Consider the following 13911-nt stretch of genomic DNA (forward strand, 5'->3'; position numbering starts at 1 on the left):
CGCTTTGGTGCGTGCAACCCTCAGGCGACCCGGACTACCGTGAGGAGTCCGAATGGGGTGACGGGGCCGCATGCAGGAGGTATGTACGTGGGCCGGTTCGATCGGGTGCGGGCCAACCTGCGCCGCGCCTACCTCCAGCGGCTGGAGACGGCCAAGGCCGAGCGGGAGGCGGCCGCCGCCCTCGAGGAGGCCCGGGCGCAGGACCCCCCGGATCCCGAGCCGGAGGAGCAGCTCAGCCACGCCACGACGGCCAGCCGGGACGACGCCGAGGTGCCCTACGGCCTGCGCATCGCCGCCGCCTGGTCCTGGCGCCTGCTGCTCCTCATCGCCGCGGCCGCGATACTGCTCTTTCTCATCGGCCGGCTCAAGACCGTCGTCATCCCGCTCAGCATCGCCCTGCTCCTGTCGGCCCTGCTCGCCCCGATGATGGGCGTCCTGCGCCGCCGCGTGAAGCTGCCCCCGTCCCTGGCCGCGTTCGTGGTCCTGATCACCGGCCTGGCCGCGGTCGCGGGCGTGCTGACCCTGGTGATCAGCGAATTCGTGAACGGCTTCCCGGAGCTCTCGGACAAGGCGTCGATCGGCGTACAACAGATCCAGGACTGGCTCACCACGGGCCCGCTGCACCTGAGCGGCCGCCAGCTGGACGCCACCTTCCAGGCCGCCACGACCTGGCTCAGCGACAACCGCGGCACCCTGACCAACAGCGCGGTCAACACGGCCACGGCGACGGTCGAGTTCCTCGCCCTGCTACTGCTGATCCTGTTCGTCACGTTCTTCTTCATGCGCGACGGCAAGCGAATCTGGTACTTCGTCACCGGCATCCTGCCCACCCCGGCCCGCGACCCGATCCGCCGCGCCGGCGAGGCCGCCTGGCGGACGCTGGTCGCCTACGTGCGGGCCACGGTGCTGGTCGCTTTCATCGACGCCCTGGGCATCGGCCTGCTGCTCCTGATCCTCCACGTCGACTTCTGGTTCCCCCTGGCCACGCTGGTGTTCCTGGGCGCCTTCGTCCCGATCGTGGGCGCGACGGTCTCGGGGGCGGTGGCGGTCCTGGTCGCCCTGGTCGACGAGGGCCCCCTGACCGCGCTGGTGGTACTGATCGGCGTGATCGCGATCCAGCAGCTGGAGGGACACGTCCTGCAGCCGCTGATCATGGGGCGGGCGGTCTCGGTCCACCCGCTCGCCGTCATCGTGGCGATCGCTACCGGGGTGGTACTGGCCGGCATCATCGGGGCGCTGGTGGCGGTACCGTTGGTCGCGGTCCTGAACACGGGCATCCGGCACCTGGTCCAGCACCGCAGCGAACCCCCACCCGACGCCGTGATCGCCTCCTCCGACTGACTCGTCCTCCCCGCGCCCCGTTCACGACGAAGGGTCCGAAAAGTCCAGACACTTCGTGTCCGGACTTTTCGGATTTATACCCCGACAGGCGAAAAATCCGATACGGGCGAAACTCCGGCGCCCGCCCCGGCCTGATCTGGCGGCCGCCGCCGCTGATGGCCTCGGGCAGCTCCGTCGGCTCCTGCATTGCCGCGCGAACCGGCCCGCCGGGATCCGCTGCGCTGCCACCCGATCGCCGCGAGCGTCATCCCGGAGCCCCCTACGACCGGAAGTCTCCGTGATCATGCCTGACCGGCCGCCGACACCACCGGTTTTTCATGATCACGGAGCGCTGATGTACACCCGTGTACCCAAAGTCTCCGGGATCATGGCAAACCCGCGGTGCGGCCGCGGCAACGTGCATGATCACGGATACATACGTTCGCCCTGGCTACCGCGTCACCGGCGGGACGTTCCGCGCCCGTGCGGCCGGCGCCGATCCAGGCCGGAACCCGCCGCTTGCGCCGCCGCCCAATCGCGGCGACCACCACCTGCCCACCCGCTGCGCCACCACTTCCCGCAACATCCCCGACCAGATCGGGTCCGGGCACCGCGCCGCCGACTCTGCCAGGGCGCTGCCCGCGCTGCCCGCGCTGCCCGCGCTGCCCGCGCTGCCCGCGCTGCCCGCGCTGCCCGCGCTGCCCGCGCTGCCCGCGCTGCCCGCGCTGCCCGCGCTGCCCGCGCTGCCCGCGCTGCCCGCGGGCCGAGACCGACCTCGCCGGGCCTGTCGTCATCGCGCATGAATCGGATATTTCCCCCGTCAGGCGAAAAATCCGATAAGTCGTGGCGCGGAGCGCCCGACTTATCGATCGCAACGTTCGGTCCGAGCGGCGCTCCGGCCGCGTCCCCCTGCGGCGACGGCGGCCGGTGGACCCGAGCGGTCAGTCCGTGAGGCGGACGCGGACGCGCCGGTTGGCCTTGCCCTTGCTCTCCACCTTCACGACCTGCAACCGCCCGATCTGGGCCGTCGACGCGACATGCGTGCCGCCGTCCGTCTGCGTGTCCAGGCCGATGATGTCGACGATCCGGATCTCCTCCTCGTCGGCGGGGATCAGGTTCGACTGCGTCCGGATGATGTCCGGCAGCGCGAGCGCCTCCTCGCGGCCGAGGACCTTGGTCACGACCTTGCGGTCGGCGATCACCTCGGCGTTGACGAGCTCTTCGAGCCGAGTCTTGAAGTCCGGCGGTACCTCCGGCAGGTTGAAATCCATTCGGGCCTCCGCCGGCTCCATCGAGCCCCCGGTGACCATGGCGCCGAAGTCGCGAAACACGACGCCGCAGAGCACGTGCAGGCCCGAGTGGGTGCGCATGAGCTTGGTGCGCCGGTCGTCCTCGACCGCGCCGGTCACCTCGGTGCCCGCGGGCGGCAGCGGGTCGCCGTCAACGGGCTGCAGGTAGAGGTCGTCGGCGGTCTTGCGGGTGCCGGCGATGCGGGTCTGCACGCCCTGCCAAAGGAGTACCCCGTGGTCCGGGGGCTGGCCGCCCCCGCCCGGGTAGAACGCGGAGCGGTCCAGCACGATGCCGTCCTCGGCCGAGGAGTGCAGGACCGTGCAGGTCCACTCGCGCAGGGTCGGGTCGGCCAGGTCCAGCCGGTACGTGCGGCCGTGATGTGTGACACCCATGGAAGCCGACTATATGCGGCGGGTCGGCCCCGCCCAGTACCGCGAACTGTTCATGCAATGTAGATCCCGTCAGACGCCATTCTGATACGCGTCAGCGGGTCGCCCGTTCGGTCAGGAGGTGCCGGCCGTTCAGGCGTTCAGAAACGTGGAGATCCGGGTGCGCAGGTCGGCGCGCTGGGTCCACACGATGCCGGGGCGGTCGTAGAGGTGCAGCTGTGCCCGGGGCAGCGCGGCCGCGAGCTGCTCGGCGACCGTGACCGGGTGCAGGTCGTCGCCGCGGCAGCCGATCACCAGGCAGTCGGCGGTGACCGTGGCCAGGTCGGCCCGGTCCGCGATCGGCGCCTGCTCGGGCAGGTCGGCCAGGCCGGCCGCCAGGCCGTCGCGCATGAGCTGGTCGAGCCGCTGGCGCAGGAACGCCCAGACCGGGGGCGTGTTGCGCAGCTGCGCGGGGACCTCCTGCGAGATCACGTCGGCCACCGCCGCCGCGTCGCCGGCCTCGATCGCCTCCAGCAGGGCGGTGAGCCGCTCGTGGGCGGCGGCCGGGCGCGGCGCGTCGAGCACCGCGGGCAGGAAGAACACCGCCCGCTCGAACCGGCCTGGGTTGTCGGCCAGCAGCCGGGTGAGCGCGGCGGCGCCCATGCTGACGCCGAGCGCGCGGGTCGCCCCGGACAGATCGGCGATCGCCCGAAGATCGCGGGCCAGGTCGGTATACGTCCAGGTGCCCCCCGGCGCCGCCGACTGCCCGTGGCCGCGGAACTGGAAGAACACCTTGCGCCCGTGCACGGCGCTGCCCAGCGGGCGGGTCTCGGCGATGCCGCTGCCCAGCCCGTGCGCGAACACGGTCACCGGGCTGTCCTCGCCGGTGATCAGCTGCTCGAGCTCCACGCCGTGCGGCGTGGCGACCAGCTCGGTGGGTGGTGAGGGGAGGGTGGGCCGGCCGGTCTGTGGCCCCCGGGTCACGGGCGGGCGGAATCGATCGGGGCGCCCGTCCGGAGGGGGCGGCCAGCGGAAGTCCATCAGCTCACCAGGAGCCGTGGCCGTCGACGGCGTCGCGCAGGGCGGGCCGGATGTCGAGCAGATACACCGCGAAGATGCCGGCCGAGATGAGCGGGAAGATGCCCAGGTAGCCCAGCCCCAGGTTGGGGGAGACCGCGGTGAGCAACTCGCCGCCGCCGATCAGCGCCAGCCAGATGGACTTGGACATGGTGCCGATCGCCGGGAACGCGTCGGAGCGCTGCACGACGCAGTGGAGGAAGGCCGCGGCGCCGAGCACGAGGCAGAAGATCCACACAACGATCGAGATGTAGGTCTCGACGTCTTGGTAGAAGATCGGGACGGCACTCAGCATGCATCGAGCTTATGCCGAAGCCCCCCGGCCCGTGCGAGACGGTGCCAGGGGGCTACCGAGAATCACCGTTACTTCTTGGTGTCGGTCTTCGGCGCGGCCTTCTTCGCGGCCGTCTTCTTGGCCGGCGGGGTGCTCGCCGCAGACGCCTCGGTCGCGGTCACTTCGGCCGTCACGGTCTTGCCCGCCGGCTCCAGCTCGACCTTGGCCTCGGCGGTGCGGGCGGTGCTGACCACCTTCTCGCCGCGGGCGACCAGGCCGGTGTAGACGGCCATCGCGCGGTCCTGCGCGAACTGGGCGCTCGCCAGGAAGTTGGCGGCGTTGCGCCGGGCGACGCCGCGCAGCCGGTTGATGTCGGTGCGGAGGGTGGCCTCCGACACCGCCGGGCGCAGCTCCTCGACCCGGGCGCGCAGCTGGGCGACCTGTGCCGGGAGCTTGCGCAGCTGCTCGTAGGCGAGGTCGCCGGCGCCGGCCGCGGCGTAGATCGGGGTCGGGATCTTGCGGGTGGTGCTCTTCGAGGTGGTGTTCGTGGTCACTGCGACTCCTTGTGGGAACGTGTCGGCTGCTCCGGCCCGGGCTCCGGGCCGGCATCGGTGCCGGCCTCGGCGTCCGTCGAGTTCCGCGCGTTTTCCCTGCGGAACGTTTCGTAGATCTGCGTGAGGGACTGTTTCTGGGCCACGGTGAGGTCACTGTCCGCGGCGATCGCGGCAAGCACGTCGTGCCCCTCCCGCTCCAGCAACCCGGCCCGCAGGTACATCAGCGGGGTCGACACCCGCAGTGCGCTCGCGAGCTGAGCCAGCACCTCGGCCGACGGCTTGCGCAGGCCACGCTCGATCTGGCTCAGGTACGGGTTGCTCACCCCGGCCTGCTCGGCGAGCTGGCGGAGCGAGATGCGCGCGTTGCGGCGCAGGTCACGGATGAACCCACCCAGGTCGCGCGGCTCTTCGGTCACGCTTACCGACGGTAGCGCGGGCTGCTAACTGTTGCAAGCAAAACGCTAGCGCTAGCTAGCGTGAACCCAGTCACCACACTGAGCGAACCACGCCGACCTCGCGTCCGCCCCCGAAAACGGCAACATCCACCCGGCCCGGCAGGGTTACACCCAGTCGCGCGAAGGCCGCGGCGAGCAGGGGCAGGCGGGCCCGTGCCGCACCGTCGTCGATCTTCAGCGCCACCGCTCCCACGCCCGGCAGCGCCGCCGCCGCAACGCCTTCCGCACCGCCCTTGAGCAGCAGGCCCGGCACCGCACGCATGAGCCGGGTGTCGTTGTCGCCGTGGTCGTCGCCGGAGACCATTTCGGGGTACTCCCGCATCGCGTCGGCCACGGCCCGCTCCCGGCTGCCGTCGGGCGCGCCGACCAGCCGCAGGAACGCCCCGGCCAGCCCGCGCAGGGAGTACGCGAGCAGCGGCGCGCCGCACCCGTCGACCCCGGTCGCCCGAACAGGCTCGCCGGCCAGCTCCTCGATCGTGGCCGTCAGGCGCTGCTGCAGCGGATGGGCCGGGTCGAGGTACGTGGCCAGCGGCCAGCCGTTGGCCTTCGCCGTGCGCAGCATGCCGGCGTGCTTGCCCGAACAGTTCATGAACAGCGGCTCCCGGCCGTGGCCGGCCCGCACCAGCTCGTCGCGGGCGTCCTCGGAGAGGGGGTAGTCGGGCGGGCACCCGAGCGCTTCGAGGGGGATGCCGGATGTGGCGAGCATGTGGCGTACCGCCGCCACATGACGCGGCTGACCGCGATGGCTCGCGGCGACGAGCGCGAGCTCGGGCTGGGCTGCGACCAGTCCCGCTCGCAGCATGCCGACGGCCTGCAGCGGCTTGGCCGACGAGCGCGGAAAGACCGCCCCGAGCACGTCGCCGGCCCACGCCTCGACCTCGCCGTCGGCGCCGAGCACGACGACCGACCCGCGATGGCGGCTCTCCACGACCTCGCTGCGGACAACCTCCGCGACGAGCTCCCCGCCCGCGTACAGGTCAGACATTCGCGATCCCCAGCAGCTCCCGGGCGTCGCCGGGGCTCATCGGCGGCCGCTGCGCGAGCCGGGCGAACCCGCTGGCCCGGGCCACGAGCTGGGCGTTGCTCTCGACGGGCTGCCCCTTCGCGTAGGTGATCGTGTCCTCCAGCCCGACCCGCAGGTGCCCGCCCGCGGCGAGCGAGGCCAGCAGCACCGGCAGCGAGGCCCGCCCGATCCCGGTCGCGGAGAACGTGGTCCCCTCCGGCAGATCCTTGATCGCCGCCTCGCACGCGGCGAGCGCGGAGACGGTCCCCGGCATGCCCCCCGGCACGCCCATGACCAGATCGACGTGGACGTGCCCGCCGGCGGGCAGCCCGTGCCGGTCGAGCAGCCGGCGGAGGTTGGTCAGCTGCCCCAGGTCGAAGATTTCGTACTCCGGAACGATCCCCCGCTCCTGCATCCTCGTGTGCAGCTCGACGATGAACGCCCAGCGGTTGAGGAAGACGTCGTCTGCGAAGTTGACGGTACCCATGGTGCAGGACGCCATGTCGGGCCGCGCGTCGAGCACGCGGAGCCGGTCTTCCTCGGAGTCCGTAACCGCCCCGCCGGTGCTGAGCTGGACGATGAGCCCGGTCTCGGCCCGCAGCGCGGCGACCGCATCCTTGAGCCGCCCAAGATCGAGCGTCGGCTCCGCGTCGTCGTCGCGGAGGTGGACGTGGATCACACCGGCCCCGACCGCCTCACAATCCCGCCCGGCGGCAACCAGCTCCTCCAGCGTCACGGGCAGCGCGGGTACGTCCGATTTGCGCGACTCGGCGCCGGTCGGAGCCACCGTGATCAACGTCGTCGTCATCACGCCGCCGATCCTGCCACGCCCGCCCCGTCACCACCGCGTTCCCGAACCCGCACCCCGACCGTAAGTCTCCGCGATCACGCCAACCACCACCTGCGTCACACGGTTTTTCATGATCACGGAGCGAAAGTGTACTCATAGGTACCATTTGTCTCCGCGATCATGGCAAACCCCCTGTCGCGCAACGGCCAGCTGCATGATCACGGAGACTTCGTGCGCCCCCCCCGCCCGCCCGCGACCCCGGGAGCGCCCCGGCAGCGCCCCGCCCGCATACCCCGCCCGCCTCCGCCTGCCCACCCCGCCCGCGCCCCGGCAGCGCCCCCCGGCAGCACCTGGCCGCGGGCCCGCCGGCTGCTGCTCAAGCCGCGACGCTAGAGGCGACATATCCGATTTATCGTCTGTAGGGTGAAAAATCAGACACTAAGTGCCGGTGGTGCCGTGTGCCGCTCTGTCCGGTCGGCCGCTTGCCGGGTGTGCGGCCCTGGCCGTTGGCCGCATGCCCGAGTGCCGCTGCCGCCCGCCGCGCGCCGACCGCAGGTCCGGGTGCCCTGCCGTCGGTCGCGTGCCTGGGCGCCCTTGCCGTCCGCCGCGTGTCGGCCGCGCATCGGGGTGCCCTGCCGTCGGCCGCCTGCTGGGTGCCGTGGCCGGTCGCCTGTGTGCCGGAGGCATTCCCGCCTGCGGACCGGACGCCTGCGGACCGGGCCTGCTGGCGGGTGGCTGCTGGGCGGGTGGGCGCCCGCGGGGGGAGGGCTACGCGTCGGGGTCGATGGCGGCCGCGGACGGGCCGACTCGCAGGGCGGCGTCGGGGGCGAGGTTCTGCTTCACGACCGCGAGGGCGATCATGCCCAGCTCGTAGTGGCGGACGGCCGTGCCGATGAAGCCGACCGGGCGGTCGCCGCCGGCCTCCAGGGTGATCGGGGTGTGGCGGGGGGGCAGTTCGTCGGTGGTGATGCCGTCCAGGTGGAGCAGCACGAGCTTGCGGGGTGGGCGGCCCAGGTGGTGGACGCGGGCGATCGTTTCCTGGCCGCGGTAGCAGCCCTTTTCCAGGTGTACCGCCGGGGCGGTCCAGCCGACCTCCGCCGGCAGGGTCTTGTGGTCGGTCTCGAAGCCGGCGCGCGGGCGGCGGGCGGCCACTCGCAGCGCCTCGAACGCCCAGATGCCCGCCTGCGGCAGGCCGATCTCGGCGATCACCTCCGGGACGGCCTGGCGGGGCACCAGGAGATCGGCGCCGTAGTCCATCCGGCGCACCCAGCCGCCGAAGGGCAGGGGGGCGGCGGAGTACACCACGGTCGGGCGCGGCGGCACCGAGCCCGTGGCGAACTTGGCGTCGGGCACCGCGAGCAGGTCGGGCGGCAGCAGCGGGCCGACGCCGAGGGAGATCAGGGCCTCGTCGGTCTGCGGGCCGACGATCGACAGCAGCGCCCAGTCGGCGGTGACGTCGGCGGGCTCGACGCGCATGAGGAACCGCATGCGCTCCAGGAAGCCCAGCAGCCCGGGGGCGTCGGAGGTGTCGAGCCAGGTGGCGGTGCCGTCGTCGGTGAGGGCGGCGTGGTGCTCGACGTGGCCGTGCGGGGACAACACGAGCAGCTCGGAGCCGGTCATCGGGGTCAGATCGGTGAGGTACTGCGTGGTCAGGCTGTGCAACCAGCCCAGCCGGTCGGCGCCGGGGATGGTGATGATCCCCCGGTGCGAGCGGTCGACCAGGCCGGCCGCGGTCTCCAGGAGGCGCTGCTCGCGGGCCGGGTCACCGTAGTGCGCGACGGCGCCGGCGTCGGGGTCGGTCGGGTCCAGGGTGGCGACGAGTACGGCGCTCAACATGCCTCTTCTCGGGAAGTACCGCAGCCATCACAAACGCCGAAGAGCGCCACGTGCCCGATGTCCAGCCGGAAGCCGCGGGTTGCCTGCAGCTCGCCGGCCAGGCCCTCCAGTGCGGGCGACGGCAGCTCCTGCACCGAGCCGCAGCAGCGGCAGACCAGGTGGGCGTGCTGGTGCTCGTCGACCGCGTGGTAGGTGGGCGCGCCGTGCGTCAGGTGCGCGTGGGTGATCAGCTTGAGCTCCTCCAAGAGCTCGAGCGTGCGGTACACGGTGGTGATGTTGACCCCGGCGGCCCGCTCGGCGACCGCGGCGTGGATCTGGTCCGGCGTCGCGTGGCGCAGCTCATACACCGCCTCGAGCACGAGCTGGCGCGGCGCGGTGAGCCGCAGCCCACGCGATCGGAGCATCTCCGCGAGGTCCACGACACTAAATCTAGCGCCTGCCGCGCGCCCGCGGTCCCCGCCCGCGACTAGCCCGCGACGCGCTCCAGGCGGGCGGACAGGTGAGGCTGGAGGGGCTGGCCGACGGCGGCGAGGTCGAACGTATACAGCAGCGCGCCCTCGACGACGCCGTAGAGCCGCTGGCCGCCGCGCACCTCCTTGGCGGTCCCGGTGCGCCCGACGCCGTCCGTGGCCATCTGCCACTGGGTCGAGCCACGCTGCTGGCCGGTGTACAGCTCCACGATGCCGGTCGGCGCCGACAGCAGCACCTCGAGCTCGTCGGTCGCCTTGCCGTCCACGATCACCGGGCGCCACCAGCCGACCTCGCGCTGGGCCGGGCGGATCGGGTTGGCGTCGGCGTCGATGATCCAGGAGCGCGACTCGTAGAACAGGAACGGCCGGCCGTCGTGGCTGAACCGGACCTCCTGGCCGTAGTGGAAGCCCTCGATCGTCGGGTAGTCGCCCTGGCCCCGGCCGCGCCACACGCCGACCAGCGGCAGCAGCCCGAGCAGGGCCGGGTGCAGGTCCGGCCCGTGCCGCAGGTCGTGCGTCTCCTCGTACGGATACTCACCGACCTGGGCCAGCCCGGCCCATGGTGGCGGCTGCACGTCGGTCACCAACGCCCCCTCGACACTCGCACCGCGACGTAGATCAGCCCGCCGGCCAGCGCACCCATGCCGGCGACGAGCAGGCTCACGAACCCGATCTCGGTAACCATCCCGTGAATCCTATGCTGCGAGGCATGACACGTTCTCTCGTCGTCAAGGCAACCGCCGGAGCGGACGCCCCGGAGCGGTGCTCGCAGGCCTTCACCGTGGCCGCGACCGCCGTCGCCGGCGGCGTGCCGACCTCCCTCTGGCTCACCGGCGAGTCGGCGTGGTTCGCGCTGCCGGGCCGCGCCGCCACATTCGAGCTCGCGCATGCCGCGCCGCTGCAGGACCTGCTCGAGGCCGTCCTGGCCGGCGGGACCGTCACGCTGTGCACCCAGTGTGCTGCCCGCCGTGGTATCGGTCCGGACGACGTGATCCCAGGCATCCGCATCGCCGGGGCCGCCGCGTTCGTCGAGGAAGCGCTCCACGATGACGCACAAGCTTTGGTTTATTGACTCAGGCCCGTGCAACGCACGACCGTTGCTCCCGTCAGACACCGCTCGGCGCTGGCGCGCCTCCCTGCCAGGTCCGCGGCGCCAAGAACAAACGGGCGGGGCGGGCGCGTCCTCGATCCGGGCGGCCGAGCGACCGGATGTCTCCGTGATCATGCATGTCGCCACGGCCGCACCGCGGGTTTTCCATGATCGTGGAGACATAAGGTACACGGGTGTACATGTTCACTCCACGATCATGAAAAACCGGGGTGCCGGTGGCGAGTCCGGCATGATCGCGGAGACTTCCGGTCGCGCCGCGGGCTCGCCAGGATCGGACATTTCACGATTTATCGTCATCAGCCCGGATCGCGGCAGCGCTAACAACCGGCGGTTGAGCTGATGACCAGCGACGACCCCTCGGCGTGCAAGGCGATGCCGGCCGGGCCGGAGCGGTAGGCGAACAGCTTCGGCTGGTCGAGCACCACCGCCGAGGCCGATACCGCCGCCCGGGCCTTGGCGCCGTCGCCGGTCGTCACCGCCTCGACGGTCCACAGCGTCCCGCCCGCCGGGCAGGTGAGCCGGTGCGTGCGCCACTGCGACGCCGGCGTGCCCAGGGTGTCGAGGACCGCCTGGACCAAGGCCTGGTCGGCGTCCGGCGCGCCCGCCGTGGCCTCGGCGACGGCCGCGTCCTGCACCCGGCAGCCGGTATCCGCGGTGAACGTCAGCTGCCCCGGCGCCGTCACGCTCCCGCGCACCCCGACGAAGTTGCCCGCGTCGAAGGTCAGCAGGTCGGCGGTCGTACTGTGGACGATCTCCGCCTTGTACGACGCCGGCAGGGCAGCCTTGACCCGCTCGAGCACATCGCGCTCGGTGGTCGGCTTGACGTACACCATGAGCTCACGCACGAACCGCGTGCCCTCCCGGGCCGTCGTCACGCGGCAGGACGTCTCCGTGCGCCGGTATCCGCCCAGCGCCGCCACCGACGTCCCCGGGTCGAGCGCAGCGTAGACCCGCCCGAGCGCCCCGTCGACGGTCGGCAGCGCCTCGGCGATCGTGGTCTGCTCGCGCGCGGTCGGCCGGCCGCGGAAGGACGAGTAGAGCGCCAGCCCGCCCACGACCACGGCCCACGCGACGACCAAGGCGATGATCCAGCGACGTTTCACGGCGGCCATCCTCCCAGCCGGAACGCCCGACACCGCCCGCCGGGGGTTGGGCCCGACGAACGTCGCCCAGTCGCCCCTCCCCGCACCCCGCAAAGAGCGGCGGACAGAGCCGACCGACACGCAGCGGAGGGCCAGCGCTGCGGACGGCCCAGCGGAGGGCCGACGCTACGCAGCCGAAGGCCGGGTGGTGCGGCGGCGGGCTGGCGGCGCGGCGGCGGGCGGCGTGCGGGGCGCGGCGGCAGGTGGGCTGGGGCGGTGCGGGGCGCGGCGGGCGGTGGGCTGGCGGCGGGCGGCGGCGCGGCGGCGGGCGGCGGGCGGCGCGGCGGCGGGGCGCGGCGGCGGGGCGCGGCGGCGGGCGGCGCGGCGGCGGGGCGCGGCGGCGGGCGGCGCGGCGGCGCGGTGGCGGGCTGGCGGTGCGCGGCCGAGGGCCGGGCGGTGCGGCGGGCGGTCGGCGGTGCGTAGTGGAGGGCCCGGCGGTGCGCGGCGGAGCCCGGCGCCGCGGTGCGTGGCGGCCGGGCGTCCGCGATCCGCCCGCCGCGGGCCCCGGCCTCGGCCGCGGCGGACGGGCGGCGGCGCGCCGGGTGTCCGCGATCCGCCCTCGCCCTCGGCCTCGCCCTCGGCCTCGGCAAACGGTCAGGCCCGAGGCAAAGCCGCCCAACCCCCCCCATAACCGAAAAATCCGATAAATCCGGACTCGGCACGAGTCCGGATTTATCGGATATCCCGCATACGTCCCAGCCGCAGCGGAGGCCTGGAGGAGCCTCAGCCGACGGAGAGGGCGACCTCGTTGATCCCGCGGTTGGCGGCCAGGGTCGCGTCGCCGTTGCCGACCCGGGACAGGGCGCGCAGCGTCCACGTGCCGGGAGCGGCGAAGAACCGGAACTGCCCGGCCGCCGACGTGACGACCTCTGCCGTGAACTCGCCGGTCGAGTCGAGCAGGCGCACGTAGGCGCCGCCGATCGGGCCGTCGCCGGAGCTCACCACGCCGGTGATCACCGTTTCCTTCTCGACGTCCACGGAGGCGGGGATCGGTGCGCTCTGGTCGGGCGCGGCGCAGCTGTCAGCAACACTCATGGTCAATCTTCTCCCTCTCAGGCCTGGCCGGGCTCGTCGCCCACGGCGACGGGGACGCCGACCAGCGAGCCGTACTCGGTCCACGATCCGTCGTAGTTGCGCACGTCGTCGTGGCCCAGGATCTCCTTCAGGACGAACCAGGTGTGCGAGGAGCGCTCGCCGATGCGGCAGTACGCGATGGTGGCCTTGCCGTTGTCGAGGCCGGCCGCGCCGTAGAGCTCGCTCAGCTCGTCGTCGGACTTGAAGGTGCCGTCCTCGTTCGCGGCCTTGCTCCACGGCACGGACAGCGCGGTCGGGATGTGGCCCGGGCGCTGCGCCTGCTCCTGCGGGAGGTGGGCCGGGGCGAGGAGGCGGCCGGCGAACTCGTCGGGCGAGCGCACGTCGACCAGGTTCTCGACGCCGATCGCCTTGACCACGTCGTCGCGGAAGGCGCGGATCGACAGGTCCTGGTCGTGGGCGGCGGTGTAGGAGGTGGCCGCGCGGCTCACCTCGTCCTTGCTCAGCGGGCGGGCGTCGAGCTCCCACTTCTTGCGGCCGCCGTCGAGCAGCTTGACGTCGCCGTGGCCGTAGAGCTTGAAGTACCAGTACGCGTACGCGGCGAACCAGTTGTTGTTGCCGCCGTAGAGGATGACGGTGTCGTCGTTGCCGATGCCCTTGCTGGACAGCAGCGCCTCGAACTGGGCCTTGTTGACGAAGTCCCGGCGCACCGGGTCCTGCAGCTCGGTCTTCCAGTTGATCTTGACGGCACCCGGGATGTGGCCGCCGTCGTAGGCGGTGGTGTCCTCGTCGACCTCGACGAACACGACGCCGGGCGCTTCGAGGTTCTGCTCGGCCCAGTCGGCCGTGACCAGGGCGGATTCGCGACTCATGGGTGTTCTCTCTCCCAGAAACGTTGTGGTGGGTTCGAGTCGCCACACGGGCAGGGGAAGCCGCGCGCGACCCGAGGGGACGGATCACGGGTTTCGGCGATGGGTCCGTGCGGACCGGTGTTCGCTCGCCGGACAGACCCATCGGTCTGGGGCGCCGCTGCCTCGAGCCGTTACAAGAGCACGCTGCAGGGCCGCACCATCAAGGGCGGCAACACAGGCACGTGGCCACGCGGCACAGGTCGACCGCGCGCCGACGGGTGAGCAGCATGCTCATGGTCTGGCAGCCTAGCATCGCCGAGCGTGGCCGCCCAGGGTCC

19 protein-coding genes are annotated in these 13911 nt (G+C 72.4%); 4 read left to right on the forward strand and 15 right to left on the reverse strand.

What is annotated here, in order from left to right; genetic code table 11:
* Positions 1–87: 87 nt before the first annotated feature.
* Positions 88–1341 (forward strand): AI-2E family transporter, encoded by a 1254-nt coding sequence (locus ACQPXD_RS02840; protein ID WP_432834488.1) that lies wholly within the window; start codon positions 88–90, stop codon positions 1339–1341.
* 401 nt (positions 1342–1742) lie between these two features.
* On the forward strand, positions 1743–2123 hold the full coding sequence (locus tag ACQPXD_RS02845) for a hypothetical protein (protein ID WP_432834490.1): 381 nt from the start codon (positions 1743–1745) through the stop codon (positions 2121–2123).
* 138 nt (positions 2124–2261) lie between these two features.
* Here the strand turns inward: ACQPXD_RS02845 and ACQPXD_RS02850 are convergent, their stop codons facing one another.
* From ACQPXD_RS02850 to mtfM, 11 genes are all read right to left on the reverse strand, one after another.
* Positions 2262–3002 carry an alanyl-tRNA editing protein gene (locus ACQPXD_RS02850; protein ID WP_432834492.1) on the reverse strand — a complete coding sequence of 247 codons (741 nt, stop codon included), beginning with the start codon at positions 3000–3002 and terminating at the stop codon, positions 2262–2264.
* 129 nt (positions 3003–3131) lie between these two features.
* Complete coding sequence (locus ACQPXD_RS02855) at positions 3132–4022, reverse strand: alpha/beta fold hydrolase (protein ID WP_432843590.1); 891 nt, start codon at positions 4020–4022, stop codon at positions 3132–3134.
* Position 4023: 1 nt separating this feature from the next.
* Entirely contained in the window at positions 4024–4350 is a 327-nt protein-coding gene (locus tag ACQPXD_RS02860) for a DUF2516 family protein (protein ID WP_432834494.1), read from the reverse strand.
* Between the two features lie 68 nt (positions 4351–4418).
* On the reverse strand, positions 4419–4883 hold the full coding sequence (locus tag ACQPXD_RS02865; protein WP_432834496.1) for a hypothetical protein: 465 nt from the start codon (positions 4881–4883) through the stop codon (positions 4419–4421).
* Positions 4880–5299, reverse strand: a complete 420-nt coding sequence (locus ACQPXD_RS02870) for a helix-turn-helix domain-containing protein (protein ID WP_432834498.1) — start codon at positions 5297–5299, stop codon at positions 4880–4882. Before ACQPXD_RS02870 ends, ACQPXD_RS02865 begins: the two co-directional genes overlap by 4 nt.
* A 70-nt stretch (positions 5300–5369) precedes the next feature.
* Positions 5370–6323 (reverse strand): asparaginase, encoded by a 954-nt coding sequence (locus tag ACQPXD_RS02875; RefSeq protein ID WP_432834500.1) that lies wholly within the window; start codon positions 6321–6323, stop codon positions 5370–5372.
* Entirely contained in the window at positions 6316–7149 is an 834-nt protein-coding gene (locus tag ACQPXD_RS02880) for a 3-keto-5-aminohexanoate cleavage protein (protein WP_432834502.1), read from the reverse strand. Before ACQPXD_RS02880 ends, ACQPXD_RS02875 begins: the two co-directional genes overlap by 8 nt.
* A gap of 750 nt (positions 7150–7899) precedes the next feature.
* Positions 7900–8967: a YgfZ/GcvT domain-containing protein gene (locus ACQPXD_RS02885; RefSeq protein ID WP_432834504.1), complete on the reverse strand. Its 1068-nt coding sequence runs from the start codon at positions 8965–8967 to the stop codon at positions 7900–7902.
* Positions 8961–9371, reverse strand: a complete 411-nt coding sequence (locus ACQPXD_RS02890; protein ID WP_432843592.1) for a Fur family transcriptional regulator — start codon at positions 9369–9371, stop codon at positions 8961–8963. The genes ACQPXD_RS02885 and ACQPXD_RS02890 overlap by 7 nt, the downstream gene beginning before the upstream one ends.
* 62 nt (positions 9372–9433) lie before the next feature.
* Complete coding sequence (locus ACQPXD_RS02895; protein ID WP_432834506.1) at positions 9434–10021, reverse strand: FABP family protein; 588 nt, start codon at positions 10019–10021, stop codon at positions 9434–9436.
* Positions 10018–10122, reverse strand: coding sequence for a small membrane protein MtfM (gene mtfM, locus ACQPXD_RS02900; RefSeq protein WP_275423458.1), 105 nt, complete (start codon positions 10120–10122; stop codon positions 10018–10020). The genes ACQPXD_RS02895 and mtfM overlap by 4 nt, the downstream gene beginning before the upstream one ends.
* 12 nt (positions 10123–10134) lie before the next feature.
* Between mtfM and ACQPXD_RS02905 the strand changes: the two genes are divergently transcribed.
* Entirely contained in the window at positions 10135–10509 is a 375-nt protein-coding gene (locus ACQPXD_RS02905) for a DsrE family protein (protein ID WP_432834508.1), read from the forward strand.
* 356 nt (positions 10510–10865) lie between these two features.
* Here the strand turns inward: ACQPXD_RS02905 and ACQPXD_RS02910 are convergent, their stop codons facing one another.
* A complete protein-coding gene (locus ACQPXD_RS02910) occupies positions 10866–11651 on the reverse strand; it encodes a hypothetical protein (protein ID WP_432834510.1) in 786 nt (261 codons plus the stop codon).
* A gap of 255 nt (positions 11652–11906) precedes the next feature.
* On the opposite strand from ACQPXD_RS02910, the gene ACQPXD_RS02915 reads away from it, so the two are divergent.
* Positions 11907–12113, forward strand: a complete 207-nt coding sequence (locus ACQPXD_RS02915) for a hypothetical protein (protein ID WP_432834512.1) — start codon at positions 11907–11909, stop codon at positions 12111–12113.
* Between the two features lie 300 nt (positions 12114–12413).
* On the opposite strand, the gene ACQPXD_RS02920 is transcribed toward ACQPXD_RS02915, so the two are convergent.
* The 3 genes from ACQPXD_RS02920 to ACQPXD_RS02930 all read right to left on the reverse strand — a co-directional run bounded on the left by ACQPXD_RS02920 (position 12414) and on the right by ACQPXD_RS02930 (position 13886).
* Positions 12414–12725: a DUF1416 domain-containing protein gene (locus ACQPXD_RS02920; RefSeq protein ID WP_432834514.1), complete on the reverse strand. Its 312-nt coding sequence runs from the start codon at positions 12723–12725 to the stop codon at positions 12414–12416.
* A 17-nt stretch (positions 12726–12742) separates the two neighbouring features.
* Positions 12743–13594, reverse strand: coding sequence for a sulfurtransferase (locus ACQPXD_RS02925; protein WP_432834516.1), 852 nt, complete (start codon positions 13592–13594; stop codon positions 12743–12745).
* Positions 13595–13793: 199 nt separating this feature from the next.
* Positions 13794–13886, reverse strand: a complete 93-nt coding sequence (locus tag ACQPXD_RS02930) for an Ms5788A family Cys-rich leader peptide (RefSeq protein WP_432834518.1) — start codon at positions 13884–13886, stop codon at positions 13794–13796.
* Positions 13887–13911 lie beyond the last annotated feature (25 nt).

Source organism: Dactylosporangium sp. CA-092794, assembly GCF_050948465.1.
Taxonomy (GTDB): Bacteria; Actinomycetota; Actinomycetes; order Mycobacteriales; family Micromonosporaceae; genus Dactylosporangium.